The organism is Roseibium marinum (assembly GCF_002906165.1).
GTDB classification, from domain to species: domain Bacteria; phylum Pseudomonadota; class Alphaproteobacteria; order Rhizobiales; family Stappiaceae; genus Roseibium; species Roseibium marinum.
In genome coordinates, this window is the sequence record NZ_PPCN01000002.1 from 393,342 (window position 1) to 408,599 (window position 15,258).

Here is a 15,258-nt window from a genome sequence, read left to right on the forward strand (position 1 = left end):
AAGGCTAGCGCCATGTCTCTGCTGTTTTGGCGATTTCCTGCAACCTGAAACGTGTTGTGTCCGGTTGAACGGTAACCGTGCTAGCTGGAATAGCGGCTGGCATCCGCGCCGTAATAGTTGACATAGCGCGTATTCAGCTCGGAGACGGGCATGATGATCAATACATCGGTCGTGCCGAACTGACGATCCACCACCGCGCCGTCGCCGATAAAGGCGCCGAGCCGCAGGTAGCCCTTCACCAGCGGCGGCAGGGCGCGGAGCGCTTCCTTGGCGTTGATGGCATCCGCGGGCAGGCGGTTCATCTCGACATACCTGTCTTCCACCGCGCGCACGCGCCATTCTTCCGGAGCGCGGGCATTGTGGTGCAGGAAGGAGAGCTGGCCGGCAAGCGCTTCCGGATTGGTGCCCTCGATGGAGGCGCAGCCGAGCATCACATCGATCTTGTGACGCAGCACATAGGCCCAGATGCCGTGCCACAGAAGCTCGACGGTTTTCTTGTTGCGGTAGGGTTTGAGGACGCAGGAGCGCCCCAGTTCCACGAACCGCTTGCCGGGATTGGCATCGATCAGGGACTGGATGTCGAATTCACCGGCGGTGTAGAATCCGCCATGCCGGTCCGCGATCTCCTGACGCAGGATGCGATACGTGCCGACGATTGCGGGTTGCAGCCGACCGAGCTTGTTGCGTTTCATCGAGGCGTGATCGACGACAAGCAGATGATCGCAATAGGCATCGAAGGGATCGGCGTCCCGGCGGGTCGCAAGAGTATGGGCGTCCGCGATGGCCGACATTTCCTCGTAGAAAACGTCGTAGCGGAGGCGCTGGGCCTTTTTGACTTCCTTGAAGTTCCGCGCCATGCGGACTTCCAGGGTGCCGATGCGGCCGAGCGTTTCACCGGTCTTTACCGGTGTGCGGATGAGATGAACCGGACGTGCCACATTTGCCATGGTCGCACCCGGTCGCATGACCGGTGTGAACCTGCGGACCAGGTTCCTTGGAGAAAATAGCCCTTGCCGCATAATGGACATTCCACCCTCTTGATTCTTTCAGGCACACCGTCAGGCGTCACAGATTAGCGCCCGAAAAACCTGCCATTTTTACTTTCGCCGGAATATTTACCCCGTTTCCGGTTAGTGTACGTCGATTTTGCCGTAGAACACAGTAATCCGACAACTGGATGACAATCGTCACGATAGTCTGGAGCTTTCCACCGGCGGGACGGCGCGAGCTTAGCTCAGTCTTGTCTGTTTGTGAAACGCGTCATGGGGATTTATGGCATCACATTATCTGATGCGGCTGGCCCGGCTCCGCGGAATGCGGTTCGCGCAGGACCTAAGGGACAGGCGTCAGGCCAAAATGGCGGCCTCTCTGGCAGGCGCCACCCTTTTGCGCCCATTGGAGCGCACCTGGTCATTCACCTTGAGGCAGGGGATGCCTGGCTCCGGCCGATCTCCGCAAGCGCGTCCGAGATTGCTTCGACGGAAAGCGGCTTGGTCAGATAGCCGGCCGCGCCGACTTCGGCGGCCTCGTCGCGGGCATCCTTCATGACATCCGCGGTGACGATGACGATCGGTACGGGCGCCCGCCCGCTGGCCTTTTCCTCCTCGCGGATCTTCCGGATCGCCTGGAATCCGTCCAGACCGGGCATGTGAAGGTCCATCAGCACCGCGTCGAAAGCGCCGCTCACGGCTGCCTCCACGGCCTTTTCCCCATCGGCGACCATGACCGGGACATGCCCGAGCTTGCGTAACATCGCTTCGCTCAGGAGCCGGTTGATGTCGTTGTCCTCGGCGACCAGGAGCCGCAGGGGACGGCTGGAGGTCCGGTTGCGGCTTGCAAGGAAGCCGTTGGCGACCGGTTCCGCGCTGACATCCCAGGCATGATCGATGCCGTCGCCATTCAGAAGTCCGGAAAAGATCTGGATGAGGGTTTCGATCCTGACGGGCCGGATGAGATAGGCCGCATAGCCGGCCTGACGCAGGTTATCCAGCCGTTCGCGCTCCGGCGGCGAGATCAGGATGACCGCTGGCGCCGTGCATCCCGTCAGGCGGGCGGTGGCAAGCCAGCCGCCGCTGTCGGAAAGCGCGGCATTGTCAACGACCAGCAGGTCGGCGGCGGACAGGGTTTCATCGAGATCGGCCTTGCCCGGGGTCAGTATGCTGACACTGGCCGCGTGGCGTTCCAGACGCGTTGCGAGCAGAGGGCATTCGATCCGGCTGTTGCTGACGAAGACGATCCTGCCGCCTTCGAGCCCGGCAAGGCGCGGATCGGCATTGGTTGCGAGGGTCTCGGGAATGGGAAGCGACACGCGGAACAGGGCCCCGCCCGTCTCTGAGGGTTCGGCGGTGATTGCACCGCCCATCAGTCCCGCGAGACGCTGCGCGATGGCAAGCCCGAGGCCCGTCCCGCCGAATTTCCGGGCCGGGCCGTGATCGACCTGTTCGAATTCCCGGAACAGGCGCTCCGCCTCGCCCTTGTCGAAGCCGATCCCGGTGTCGCGCACGGCGATATCCAGGAAACTGCCGCCATCCGGATCGGGCCGCCCGGTCAGCTCCACGGCCACGCCGCCCTCGTCGGTGAACTTGACGCCGTTGCCGATCAGGTTGAACAGGATCTGCCGCACCCTTGTGGCATCGAGCGTCACCTCTTCCGGCAGATCGGGGTCGATCATGGCGCCGATTTCAAGGTTTTTGGCGTGCGCCCTGGGCGCCAGCAGTTCCACGACGTTTTCAGCGAGCGCGCCGACCCTGACGGGAACGGCATGGATATCCAGCTTGCCGGCTTCGACCTTGGAGAAATCCAGGACTTCGTCGATCAGCAAAAGCAGCGTCTCGCCCGAGGTTTCCAGGGCTTCGATATAGGCGCTCTGCTCCTTGGTCAGGCGCGTGTCGCGCAGAAGCGCCGCCATGCCCAGGACGCCGTTGAGCGGCGTGCGGATTTCATGGCTGACAGTCGCCAGAAACCGGGATTTCGCTTCGTTGGAACTTTCCGCCGAATGACGGGCGGCAAGCAGCTCTTCCTCGATGAGGCGGCGTTCGGTGACATCCCTCAGGACGGTCTGCACGAGTTGCCGGTCGCTCGCCGTATCGCGTACGGGAATATCGATGCGCGAGAACCAGCGCCGTCCCTGCGCCGTCTCCATGAGAAGATCCCTGAAGCCCATGCCTTCCGTTTCGCTGTCGGACAAGCCGTCCCGGTAGCCGCTCTGACTGTTGCGCTCGACCAGGGGCAGCGCCATCGGGCTGCCTGGCATCAAAGGATGCTCCGGACCGAACACATCTTCGGCCGCCGAGTTCACATAGGTAATGGTGCCGTCCTGGTCGCGCCGGATGACGACGTCGCCGAGCGTCGCCAGGATGCTGGCGTGGCGTTCGTCGGATTCGCCAAGTTCCCAGGCCCGGTCTTCCAGCTCCTCGCACCGGGCCATCAGGCGCCGGATCTTGTCGTCCTTGATCTGCAGGCCTGTGACGGAGCGGTGCATGTCATCCGCGAAAAGCCGCCACACGGCCAGTCCGCCCGCGAAAAAGGCAAGACCGACACCGAAAAAGCGGTTGATTCCGCCGGTGCCCACCAGCAGGAAGGCTGCCACAAGCCCCAGCACCAGGCCCGCGACGGCAAGATGCTGCAGCAGTCTGGCTGGAGCGGAAACCGGCGTGTCGGTCGCGCGCCGTCCCGGACTGTCGGGTCCCGGACTGGCATCCCGGCCGGCTTCACCGGGATCTGCGCTCCCTGACGTTTCGAAGGATGATGAGGAGCGGTCGCCTTCCGGACCGGAACGGGCTGAGCGCGCGGACAGGCGTTTGTGCCGAGTTTCTTCGGCTTCCGGTGCGGCTTTTCCGGCACGTTCACGGTTCTGACTGACCAAGATCACTACTCTCTACAAGATCCAGTTGGAGAGAGTGTGCCGCTTAAACTTTTAGAATCCGTTTCGTTTGCCGAACTGCTGAAGGTTTGCGGTTGCCGCGTCCGTGGCGGAAAGCCCTGCCTGGGCGATCAGACGCTGGCCTCTTCAAACCAGCTTTGCAGATAAGCTTCCAGATCCGGTGCCACCACATTGGGTTTTATGGGCATCATGGTCTTCTGCCAGACGGTCCGTTCATGGTTGATCAGGGCGAGTTCCCAGATGCATCCGACCACATGGGGCCGAATGGCGGCGATCGGGTCTTCACCATTATAGGGACGGCGGAGAAGGTCCTGACACAGGATACACCCTTCAACCGACCAGTGGCTGGTGAGGGTCATTCCCTCGCTCCCCTTATGGAGAATCACGAAGCCGGGATATTGCTGTCCGGGCTCGACCTCGATATCCGCAAGCCGTGCGGCAATCAGAACTCGCGCTTCTGCCACCTCATCGCCGTCGAGAGTGCGGCCCTGATCGCTCAATCCGTATACCTTGAAAGTGAAAGGGGGGACTGTCCAGAGATCCAGTGGGACCACCGCCCGTGGATGGTATCGGGCGATTGCAAATTCGTGTCCTGGTAAAGACATGGGTCCGATCCAATCGTTTGTTGCGCTGGACCGGACCCATGTCCGATATCAGCGGACGTCGAGGAAACCGATGATCTTGCGGACGTCCTTCAGGACGGGAGCGGCTATGGCGGAAGCCTTTTCCGCGCCCTCCTTCAGGACGGCATCTATCTGCGCCTTGTCATCCATCAAGCGGCGCATTTCGTCGGTCATCGGCGACAGTTTGGCGACCGCCAGATCGGACAGCGCCGGTTTGAAGGCGGAGAATTGCTGGCCGCCGAATTCCGAAAGGACGGCCTCCTTGGTGGTTCCGCTCAGGGCGGCATAGATACCAACGAGGTTATCCGCTTCGGGCCGGCCTTCCAGTCCGTCCGTTTCACCCGGCAGGGCGTCCGGGTCGGTCTTGGCCTTCTTCACCTTCCGGGCGATCGTGTCCGCATCGTCCGTCAGGTTGATGCGTGACAGGTCGCTTGGATCGGACTTCGACATCTTCTTGGTACCGTCGCGCAGCGACATGATCCGCGTCGCCGGTCCGGCGATCATCGGCTCGGTCATCGGAAAATAGAGTTCTTCCGGCAGCTCCGGCGAGGGCGTGGGGTTCGGCACGCCGATACCCAGTTCCCTGATCCGGTCACCGAAATCGTTGTTGAATTTCGCGGCGATGTCGCGGGTCAGTTCCAGGTGCTGTTTCTGGTCGTCACCGACCGGCACATGGGTCGCGCGGTAGGCCAGAATATCGGCTGCCATCAGGTTGGGATAGGCGAACAGGCCGACGGAGGCGTTTTCCTTGTTCTTGCCCGCCTTTTCCTTGAACTGGGTCATGCGGCTGAGCCAGCCCATCCGCGCCACGCAGTTGAAGATCCAGGCCAGTTCCGTGTGCTCGCGGACCTGGGACTGGTTGAAGATGATGGATTTCTTCGGATCGATGCCGGCCGCCATATAGGCGGCGGTCACTTCGCGCGTCGCGTTGGTCAGTTCGGCCGGATCTGGAAATCCGGCGGTAATGGCGTGAGAGTCGACGACACAGAAGATGGTCGGCATCTGATCCTGCAACGGAACCCAGCGCGAGACGGCGCCGAGGTAATTTCCGAGATGAAGGTTGCCGGTCGGCTGGACGCCGGAAAAGACACGGGGCTGGAACTCCGTCATTGCGAATCCCTTTATTGGTGCGGCCGGTTGGAAGGGCGCTGTGAACATTTGGGCGCGCCGGGTGTAATCTGCACGGGATCGCTATGCAAGCGGCAATGGGCGGCTGCCGGGCGTTTCGCTGTCAGGTGTTGCGCCGTGTCAACGCTTTCAGCATTCCGGCAAGATCCGCACCGCCACTGAGCTGGGTGAAGAGGGCGAAAGTGACCATGCCGAGCAGGATCAGCAGCGCGAGGCTCGCCGCCCGGATAGCCAGCCAGCTATCGGTGAGGTAAGGCGCGAGGTAAAGCGCTGCAAAGTGAAGGACCGCGCCCATGAAAAGGCTCGCCAGCAGGACCAGAACGAGCCTGCGGAGCAACTTGATGTCCGGCGCGAAATGGCCGCGCCGCGCCAGGAAGTAGATCAGCAGCCCCGTGTTGACCCATCCGGCCACCGAAGTCGCAAGGGCGATACCAACATGCTGCAGGAGCGGGAACAGGGCGATCGACAGCCCGACATTCACCACCATGCCTATCGCGGCGAAAATCATCGGTGTCTTTGTGTCTTCCCGGGAGAAATAGCCGGGCGAGAACACCTTGTTGAGCACGAAGGCCGGCAGGCCGAAGGAAAAGGCGGTGAGCGCCGCGGCGGTTCCCTCAACGGCGGCCGCGTCGAACCGCACCCGCTGAAACAGCACCGCGACGATTTCCTGCGGAAGTACGGCAAGCGCCACGGCGGCCGGCAGGGTCAGCACGAGGGAAAACTCCAGCGCCCGGTTGAGGCTGTGCTGATAGGCGACCATATGCCCGGAGCGCAATTGCCTGGTCAGGCTCGGCAGAAGAACCACACCGATGGCGATGCCGATCACACCCAGCGGAAGCTGGTAAAGGCGGTCGGCATAATAGAGCAGCGCATTCGCGCCTTCCTGCAGCGAGGCGATGATCTGTCCGACGGCGATATTGATCTGGGTGACGCCGCCCGCGACGACCCCCGGAATGCCGAGTGTAAGCAGGCGTTTCGCCGATTTGGTGTAGCGGGGGCGAAAGACCGGGATGCGGAAGCCGAGCCGTTTGAGGTCGATCATCACCACAACGAGCTGCACGATACCGCCTACCGTCACGCCGACCGCCAGGATGATGCCGAGTGTCGTGCTGTCCTCGATACCGTTCATCAGCACAGCCCCGAGCACGGCGCTCATCACCACGTTGAGCATGACCGGCGCGAAAGCGGCCGCCGCGAAGCGCTGATAGGTGTTCAGAATCCCGCCGATAAAGGCCAACAGGGAAATGAAGATGAGATAGGGAAACGCGATCCGTGACATCATGACCGTCAGATCGAATTTTTCCGGGTCCCCCAGGAAACCCGGCGCCAGGGCCCAGACCACGAATGGCATGAAGATCTGTGCGAGCGCGGTCAGGGCAAGCAGGCAGAAGAGCAGCGCGGCGCCGATCTCACCGGCGAATCTTCTGGCGCTTTCATCGCCCTCTTCTTCCACCGTCCTTCCGAACAGCGGAATGAAGGCCGAGTTGAAGGCGCCTTCGGCCAATAGCCTGCGGAAGAGGTTCGGCAGGCGGAACGCCACCACGAAGGCATCGGCCACCGGTCCGGCGCCCACGGCCGCCGCCAGCAACACGTCCCGCACAAAACCGAGCAGGCGGCTTAGAAGCGTTGCGCCACCGACCGTTGCGAAGTTGCGGACAAGGCTCATGCCAGAGGGGCTCCGGTTGGAGGTTTGAACGGTTCAGGAAGCCTGGCGCTGGCCCTTGCGGGCGACCGGCGCCGCCGGGTCCAGTTCCACTTTGCCTTCGACCGCATTGGCCAGGCGCTCGCGGATGATGTCCTGACGGCCGATATTGGCGATCTTTTGTCCGGTGAGATCGGTAACGTAGATAACATCGACGACTTTCTCGCCGAATGTCGAGATATGGGCAGAGCCGATATTGAGGTTGAGCGTGGCAATGCATCGGGTCAGGTCGTAAAGCAGGCCGGGCCGGTCCAGGCCGGTAATTTCCAGAACGGTATAGACGTCGGAAAGGGAATTGTTGATCAGCACTTCCGAGGCGACCTTGAAGGCCTTCATCCGGCCTTTGACGGTGCCTTTTCTTGTTACCGGGTCAGGCAGGCGCTCCTCGCCGCGCAAGGCGGTTTCGATGAGACGGGTGATTCGCTCGCCGCGCCGGTGTTCGTCCTCGTCATCTGGAAGTTCCCGCCCGATGAAGACCGTGTCGAGCGCGAAGCCGTCGGTGGTCGTGTCGATCTGCGCATCGACGATGTTGGCGCCGGTGGAATAGCACGAACCCGCGATGATGGAGAGCAGGCGGGGGTGGTCCGGCGCGACGATCGTCAGCTCGGTGACCCCTTCGAACGCGCGCGGAATGACCTGGAAGGCCAGATGCCTGTGTTCCAGATCGGCCTTGTGGAACAAGTCCGCGTGCGCCGCGAGGCGGTCGGATTCTGTCCGCAGCCAATAGGCCGGATAGTGGCGATTGAGATAGGCCTTTTTGTCCTTGTCCTTCCAGTGGCTGATCTTGCCGGAGAGCTCTTCCTTTGCGTCCCGGATCGTCTGGCTGTGGGACAATTTCGTGTGGCCGCCGGACAGATGCGGTTCGGTGGCGTAGTAGAGAGTTCTGAGCAGCTGGCCCTTCCAGCCGTTGAACACACCCGGCCCGACGGCGCGAATGTCCGCGACGGTCAGGATCAGGAGCAGTTTCAGCCGTTCCAGCGATTGCACGGTTTGCGCGAAATCGGTGATGGTCTTGCGGTCCGAGAGATCGCGCGACTGGGCGATCATGCTCATGTCCAGATGATGTTCGATCAGCCAGGCAACCGTTCCCGTCTCCGCTTCGTTCAGCCCGAAGCGGGGGCAGATTTTGCGGGCGACCCGGGCGCCGGCAATGGAATGATCTTCCAGGCGGCCCTTGGCGATATCGTGCAGGAACATGGCGACATAAAGCAGCTTGCGGTTCTGCAGCGTGCGGATCAGATCCGTGGCCAGGGGGTGATCGTCGCCGGAGTCGCCCCGTTCGATGTCCGCGAGAACGCCTATCGACCGGATCAGATGCTCATCGACGGTATAGTGATGATACATACTGAACTGCATCATCGCGACGACCTTGCCGAATTCCGGGACAAACCGGCCGAGGACGCCGGTTTCATTCATCTTCCGGAGGGTTCTTTCCGGGTAATTTCGCGAGGTCAGCACCGACAGGAACAGGCGGTTGGCTTCAGGGTCGCTCCGAAGTTTGGCATCCACGAGTTTGAGCGAATGCTGGATCAGCCGGGTCAGCCGCGGATGCATGTTGTAGTTATGCTTGTCCGATATCTGGAACACCCGCAGGAGATTGGTCGGGTCGGTTTCAAAAACCGAGCCGCTTGTGGCATTGAGCCGGTTGTGTTCAACCACGAAACCCGGCGCGCCCTCCACCGGCTTGACCGCGTGGGATCCCCGGTTGCCGCGCAGCCGCCGCATCATGCCGGAAATTCCCTTGCCTTCCGGCTCCTTGACATGCTCTTCCTCAAGGGCCGCGCAGATGATGCGGGTCAGGTCGCCGACCTCCTTTGCAACCAGGAAGTAGTGCTTCATGAAGCGTTCCACATCCTTCATGCCGGGATGCTGGGTGTAGCCGAGGCGGATCGCGATTTCACGCTGCACGTCGAAGGACAGACGTTCCTCGGGCCGGCCGGCCAGGAAATGAAGGTGGCAGCGCACGGCCCACAGGAAATCGTCGGTCTTCTTGAATCGCAGATATTCCGAGCGGGTCAGGACGCCCTTCTTGACGAGTTCCGACTGTCTGTTGACCCGGTAGTGGTATTTGGCGATCCAGAACAGCGTGTTGAGGTCGCGCAATCCACCCTTGCCCTCCTTGATGTTCGGTTCGACAAGGTAACGGGACATGCCCTGGCGCTTGTGGCGGTCGTCCCTTTCCTTCAGCTTGGCGGCGATGAATTCCGAGCTTGATCCTTGCACCACTTCCGCGTCGAAGCGTTTCACCAGCTCTTCGTAAAGCGGTTCGTCGCCCCAGATATAGCGGGCTTCCAGGACGGCGGTCCGGATGGTCATGTCGGAGCGCGCCAGCCGGATGCATTCGTCGATATTGCGTGTGGCGTGACCGACCTTGAAGCCGAGATCCCAGAGCATGTAGAGGATGTATTCCACCACCTGTTCGCCCCAGGGCGTCTGTTTGTAGGGCAGGATGAACAGGAGATCGATGTCCGACCCCGGCGCCAGCGTCCCGCGCCCGTAGCCGCCGACCGCCGCGACGGCCATGCGTTCTGCGGCGGACGGGTTCTTGACCCGGTAGACATGGTGAAGGGCGAAATCGTAGATCACACGGATCAGCTCATCCTGCACGAACGAAAGACGCCTTGCGCAGGCCAGTCCGCCGCCATCCTCGTTAAGCAGGGCTTCAACCTTGTCCCGGGCCGTCTTGACGTCTGTTTTCAGTTCAGCCAGAACCGCTGCCCGGACCTTGCTGTCCGAGCCGTCTCCGTCACTCTCCGACGTCAGCGCCGTCAGACGGGCCCGCAGGGCCGCCGAGTCGAAAATTTCGGCGAGTTCTTCCTGGGAAAGCTTCATACTGATCAAGAATTCCGTTCCACAGCCGCAAGTCAGATGCCGTTTATATAGATGCCGCAGGATAAGGACACGTAAATCTGTTTGATGCGCTCAAGGTAGCGCTGGTGCCTCGCCCCTTCGACCTGTCTGTGGCCACGTCGTGGCCTGGATTGCCGGGTCAAGTCCCGCACTGAGCAAGAAGGCAAATTTGCAGGCGCATGAAACAGGGACGGAACGCCCTCAGATATCGTCCTTCGCCGCAGCGACCCGCAGTTGGTGCAGGAGCGCCGCGAGCGAGTCATCCGACAGGCCGCCGATTTTTTGCGCAAGCTGGTTCGCGAGTTCGGTGGCTCTCGGGCTCATTCCCGCCGTATCGATGGTGACCCGGGGATCGGACAATTCGGCAAGCCGCTGGATTTCTTCCGCTTCGTCCCAGATGACATTGAAATAGGTGATGATCCGCTGCACCAGGAACCAGGTGGGCTTGCCGCGCTTACCGTGTTCGAGCGCGGAGAGATAGGCGCTGGAGACGGAGAGCGCCGCGGCCATTTCCTTCAGCGAAACGTCCCGTTTCGTCCTGAGTTCCCGGATTTTCGCGCCAAGCGGTGTCACGGTTCTACCTTTTTCTTCGAATGCGGACGTAAAGAGCGCCAGCTCCGCCATGGCTGGCATGCGCTTCCTCGTATCCGATCACGACGGAACGCAGGTCAGGCAAGGAAAGCCACTGCGGAACCATTCTGCGCAAAATTCCCCGTTCGTCCATATAGGCACGATCCGGACCTCCCCCTTTTCCGGTGATCACCAGAACGACTTTATGCTGGCGGGCCTGGGCCTGGTACAAAAACCCGCGGAGCCTGTCATGGGCCTGGTGCTGCGTGAGACCGTGAAGGTCGATCCGGGAATCGATCGCCTGAACGCCCCGGACGATTTTCCTGCGGAAACGGTGTTCCAGCTGGTGAAGGGGCTGGGGAGGCGCCGGTTGCTTTTCCGCGGGCGGCACCTTGATCGCCGTTGCGGTTTTCGTTTTCTTTCCGCTTCCGGAAGGCGCCGCCGCCTCCAGGGATTTCGCCAGTTCTTTTTCAAGCTCGGTGGCGCGTTCGGGGTGCATCGGCGTCAGCGTGCGGGTAACCTTGCCCCACAGGTCCCGGTCCTCCGGTGACAGCGTGCCCCTTTTCCCCCGCTTCGCCATCGTTCAGTCCGTCGCCGCCGCGTTGCCGGACAGTCTTGAATTGGGCACCAGCACCGTGAACTCCGCCTTGTGGCGGATCGCGCCCGCGATTTGCCCGGCAGTTTCGCCCGAACCGGTAAAGATGTCGCCGCGCGCCCGTCCCTTGATCGCGGAGCCGGTGTCGTCAGCCACCACGAGGCGCGCGAAGGTCTTGCCGGCCCTGTCCGGATCCTCAAATCCCGCAGCAACGAACACCAGTGCGCCGTAGGGAAGATGTTGGGGATCGATCGCGAGGCTGCGACCGGGTGTCAGGGGCAGACCGGCGGCCCCGACCGGACCCTCATCCGGGCCGGTTTCCGTTACTTCCCGGAAAAAGATATAGGAGCGGTTTTCCCGGAAGAGATCATCGCGCCGGTCTGGATGGTTCGCCAGCCAGGCGCGCAAACCGGCCATGGTGAAATCTTCCGGCGTGCCCTCGCCGCGCGTGACCAGGAGGCGTCCGATGCCGGTATAGGGATGGCCGGTTTTTCCGGCATAACCGACCCGCATCACCGAACCGTCGGTCATGCGCAGACGGGCGGAACCCTGTACGTGAATGAAATACGCATCGACCGGATCCGCCAGCCAGGCGAGCTCCAGCTCCTCGCCATCGAGCGCCCCGTCCATGATCGCGCCCCGGTCCGGCAGTTCGCTCAGCGTTTGTCCTGTGCGCCGGCCATGGCTGAGATGCGCCGGCCAGTTTTCGGGCCGGTTTTCCGGCATCAGGATTTCAAGGCCGGCGGGTTTCTTGTGCAGCGGTACGGAAAAGACTTCGCTCTTGCGGCGGGACGCGGCGACTTCCGGCTCGTAATAGCCGGTGACGAAGCCGGGTTCGGTGATGCGGAACGGGGTGAAGCGGCTTTCAAAAAACCGCCGCGCGGCGGCGGACCCGTCGTTGCCGGTCTGTGCCGCCGAACAAAGCCGCGCCAGCTCGTCCGGCTGCAGCCGAAGGGCTTGCGGACCTTCAGAAAGGGCATCTGACGGATCGCAGAACCGCAGGAAACTTGCAAGAGCCGCCGAATGATCGTCCTGGTCCCAACCAGCGAGGCCGGCAAAGGAAATTTGCTGGAATTGCTCCGGCAACTGCGGGCCTGGCTGCATGGCTGTGGCCGCTCCTGCAAAAAAAAGCGGCGCGGTCCGGACCGCGCCTTTCAAAAAAACGGCGAGCAGGGGGGCCAGCGGTGGCCGCATGGTCCGTCCCCTGCGCTTCATGATTACTCTGCGGATTCGGTCGCGACCAGTTTCCAGTTCGGGTCGCGGGCAGACGTGTCCCGCGCGAAGGTCCAGATATCGATCACTTCTGTCACCTTGGACGGATCGCCGTCCACGACTTCTCCCGCCTTGTCCCGTGTCGCGGAGATCAACTGGCTGTGGATCTTCACGGTCACCTGGGCCGTACTGCCCTTGAGGGCCGCTTCGACGATCTCGGCCTTGTCGATTCCGACAAAGGTGGATTCGATGGTTTCACCGCGTTTCTCGCGATCGTCTATCGCAGAGACAAAACCTTCGTAGACATCCCCCGAGAGCAGGTTCTTGAGCGCCTTCTTGTCGCCGTCGGCAAAGGCCATGACGATCATTTCATACGCGGCGCGCGCGCCCTGGAGAAAGGGTTCTGGCTCGAAACTGCGGTCGACGGAAAGGATCTGCTTCAGCGCGCTGTTGAGCGCGGATCCGGCGGGCGCCACCTTGTCGATGACCACATCCCCGCCCGGGCCTGCCGCATCCAGAGCATCCGACTGCTCGGACGTCTGGTTCGGCAGCGGGATCACATTGTCCTGGCCGTTGGGCTTGCCTTTGGGCTGTTCCGGTTTCGAATAGGGATCGAAAGGAGGGCGTTCACTGCCGGTGCGCTTGCCCAGGACCGAGCGCAGCTTGAACAGAATGAATACCGCTAGTCCCATGAGGAGGAGCGTTACTGGGTCAAAAATCTCATTCATTTTTTGTTCCGGCTACCCTTCTAAGGCCTAGAAGCCGCCCCTTGTTTGGTCAGGTGAGCGCCGCCCAACGCTCAATGCCTACTGTGTTCATAATTTAGGGGCCGTTGAACCAGCATCCAGACCCAAGAGCAAGACTGAATCTGGCTAAGACCGTCTTTCCTGGAACGCCTGCTCGCATTTTTGTGACCGAATGTCTACCTTAAGGACTAACAGACTATCAGACGATGGAGGCCCCGTGGGACTTTATATCATTGCCGGCATACTTCTTCTGCCGCTTATCGAAATAGCAGTCTTCATTTGGGTGGGCGGCCTGATCGGCGTTTTCCCGACGATCCTGCTGACGGTGATCACCGCCCTGGCCGGCACGTTTATGCTGCGCCAGCAGGGCCTGTCGCTGCTCATGCGCATGCAGAAAGAGCTCGACGCCGGCCGGGCACCCGGAAACGAGGTGATGCAGGGCGCCATGATTGTCGTGGCGAGTATTTTGCTGCTGATACCGGGCTTTGTGACCGATGCCATCGGCCTTCTGCTGTTCATTCCACCGGTTCGCGAGGCCCTCGTCCGCTTCATTCTATCGCGGTCGAATGTGGTCATCGTTCAAGGCGGTACGGCCGCCCGCAGGCCCGACGACGGAGTCGTCGACCTGGATGAGGAGGACTGGTCGGAAAAGAATGGCGGCAGATCCGGAGGTGCGGCGGGGTCCGGCCAGCCGAGAATCAGCCCCTGGCAGGATGACTCCGGCAAGCCCGGATCCTGAGGATTTCAGCCCTTGCGGTCACCAAATCGTGACCGGCCCTGTATGCGTAATTTTAACCGGTGCGGTTTAAATCCTGCGCAAGCGGCATGCATCCGACCTGAATCGCAGGGCGTGCCCGGGCTGAAACAGGGCAATGGAAGATGGGCACAAGTCGCGTTGACTGGGTCGATACGGCCAAGGGCATCTGCATCGTCTTCGTCGTGATGATGCATTCGGTGCTCGGTGTAGAGGCAGCCGCCGGCGAAACCGGCTGGATGCACGCGGTCGTCGCCTTCGCCGCGCCGTTCCGCATGCCGGATTTCTTCCTGATTTCCGGCCTCTTTCTCGCCAATGTCATCGCCAGGGACTGGAAGCTCTATCTCGATCGCAAGGTCGTTCATTTCGCTTACTTCTACGTGCTCTGGATGACGATCCAGTTCGCCGTCAAGGCGCCGGTCTTCGTCGCCGACATGGGCGCTGCCGGCACTCTGGAATTCTATCTCCGCAGTTTCATCCAGCCCTTTGGCACGCTGTGGTTCATTTACATGCTGCCGGTCTTCTTCGTGGTCTCGAAACTTGCCCATGACCGGCGCGTGCCCTGGCAGGCGATGCTCTGCGCCGCCGCGCTGCTGCAGATGGCTCCCATCCACACCGGCTGGCTTCTCGTCGACGAATTCGCCTCGCGCTTCGTCTTCTTCTACGCCGGTTATATCTTCGCGCCGCGGATCTTCGCCCTTGCCGCCTGGGCGCGGGAGCGAATCGGGTTCAGCCTCGGCTATCTGCTGATCTGGGGTCTGGTGAACGGCGGCCTGGTCGCTCTCGGCTGGTCGGCCCTGCCCGGGGTCGCGCTGGTCCTCGGCGCGGCGGGTGCCGGCGCCATTATCCTCACCAGCGCGCTGCTGGTGAAGGCGGCCAGGCTCGATATCCTGCGCCATTGCGGCGAAAACTCGATCGTCATCTATCTGGCGTTCTTTTTCCCGATGGGGGTCACCAGAGTGATTCTCCTGAAACTCGGCCTTCTGGATATCGGCACCACCTCGCTGATCGTTACAGTCGTTGCCTCCGTCAGCCCGATGATACTTTTCTGGCTGATCCGCAGGACGGACAAGGGCTGGTTCCTGTTCCGGCGGCCTGAATGGGCCTATTTGAAAGGCACATCCGGCAGCAAACGCCAGGCACAGGCGGCGGAGTGAGAGGGCCGGTGAGGAAATTTTTTCTTTAGGACTTTTCT

12 protein-coding genes are annotated in these 15,258 nt (G+C 61.6%); 2 read left to right on the forward strand and 10 right to left on the reverse strand.

From position 1 onward, the window contains the following. Positions 1–80: 80 nt before the first annotated feature. The 10 genes from CLV41_RS08795 to CLV41_RS08840 all read right to left on the reverse strand — a co-directional run bounded on the left by CLV41_RS08795 (position 81) and on the right by CLV41_RS08840 (position 13,291). On the reverse strand, positions 81–947 hold the full coding sequence (locus tag CLV41_RS08795; RefSeq protein WP_235867094.1) for a GNAT family N-acetyltransferase: 867 nt from the start codon (positions 945–947) through the stop codon (positions 81–83). A 467-nt stretch (positions 948–1,414) separates the two neighbouring features. Next, entirely contained in the window at positions 1,415–3,865 is a 2,451-nt protein-coding gene (locus tag CLV41_RS08800; RefSeq protein WP_103222033.1) for a PAS domain-containing hybrid sensor histidine kinase/response regulator, read from the reverse strand. A gap of 128 nt (positions 3,866–3,993) precedes the next feature. Next, positions 3,994–4,383, reverse strand: coding sequence for a hypothetical protein (locus tag CLV41_RS27495; protein ID WP_146048538.1), 390 nt, complete (start codon positions 4,381–4,383; stop codon positions 3,994–3,996). Between the two features lie 153 nt (positions 4,384–4,536). Continuing rightward, positions 4,537–5,616 carry a tryptophan--tRNA ligase gene (trpS, locus tag CLV41_RS08810; RefSeq protein WP_103222034.1) on the reverse strand — a complete coding sequence of 360 codons (1,080 nt, stop codon included), beginning with the start codon at positions 5,614–5,616 and terminating at the stop codon, positions 4,537–4,539. Positions 5,617–5,737: 121 nt separating this feature from the next. Continuing rightward, entirely contained in the window at positions 5,738–7,300 is a 1,563-nt protein-coding gene (murJ, locus tag CLV41_RS08815) for a murein biosynthesis integral membrane protein MurJ (RefSeq protein ID WP_103221931.1), read from the reverse strand. 33 nt (positions 7,301–7,333) lie between these two features. Beyond that, positions 7,334–10,168: a [protein-PII] uridylyltransferase gene (locus tag CLV41_RS08820; protein ID WP_103221932.1), complete on the reverse strand. Its 2,835-nt coding sequence runs from the start codon at positions 10,166–10,168 to the stop codon at positions 7,334–7,336. Positions 10,169–10,387: 219 nt separating this feature from the next. Beyond that, the gene (locus tag CLV41_RS08825; RefSeq protein WP_103222035.1) at positions 10,388–10,759 is read right to left on the reverse strand and encodes a helix-turn-helix domain-containing protein; all 372 of its coding nucleotides are present in this window, start codon (positions 10,757–10,759) and stop codon (positions 10,388–10,390) included. A gap of 4 nt (positions 10,760–10,763) precedes the next feature. Continuing rightward, entirely contained in the window at positions 10,764–11,336 is a 573-nt protein-coding gene (locus tag CLV41_RS08830) for a Smr/MutS family protein (protein WP_103221933.1), read from the reverse strand. Positions 11,337–11,339: 3 nt separating this feature from the next. Then, the gene (gene mltA, locus CLV41_RS08835) at positions 11,340–12,455 is read right to left on the reverse strand and encodes a murein transglycosylase A (protein ID WP_103222036.1); all 1,116 of its coding nucleotides are present in this window, start codon (positions 12,453–12,455) and stop codon (positions 11,340–11,342) included. A 113-nt stretch (positions 12,456–12,568) separates the two neighbouring features. Continuing rightward, positions 12,569–13,291, reverse strand: a complete 723-nt coding sequence (locus CLV41_RS08840) for a Tim44/TimA family putative adaptor protein (protein ID WP_103221934.1) — start codon at positions 13,289–13,291, stop codon at positions 12,569–12,571. 235 nt (positions 13,292–13,526) lie between these two features. On the opposite strand from CLV41_RS08840, the gene CLV41_RS08845 reads away from it, so the two are divergent. Continuing rightward, on the forward strand, positions 13,527–14,048 hold the full coding sequence (locus tag CLV41_RS08845) for an FxsA family protein (protein ID WP_208987383.1): 522 nt from the start codon (positions 13,527–13,529) through the stop codon (positions 14,046–14,048). Positions 14,049–14,188: 140 nt separating this feature from the next. After that, entirely contained in the window at positions 14,189–15,220 is a 1,032-nt protein-coding gene (locus CLV41_RS08850) for an acyltransferase family protein (protein ID WP_103221936.1), read from the forward strand. The last annotated feature ends 38 nt before the right edge of the window (positions 15,221–15,258 follow it).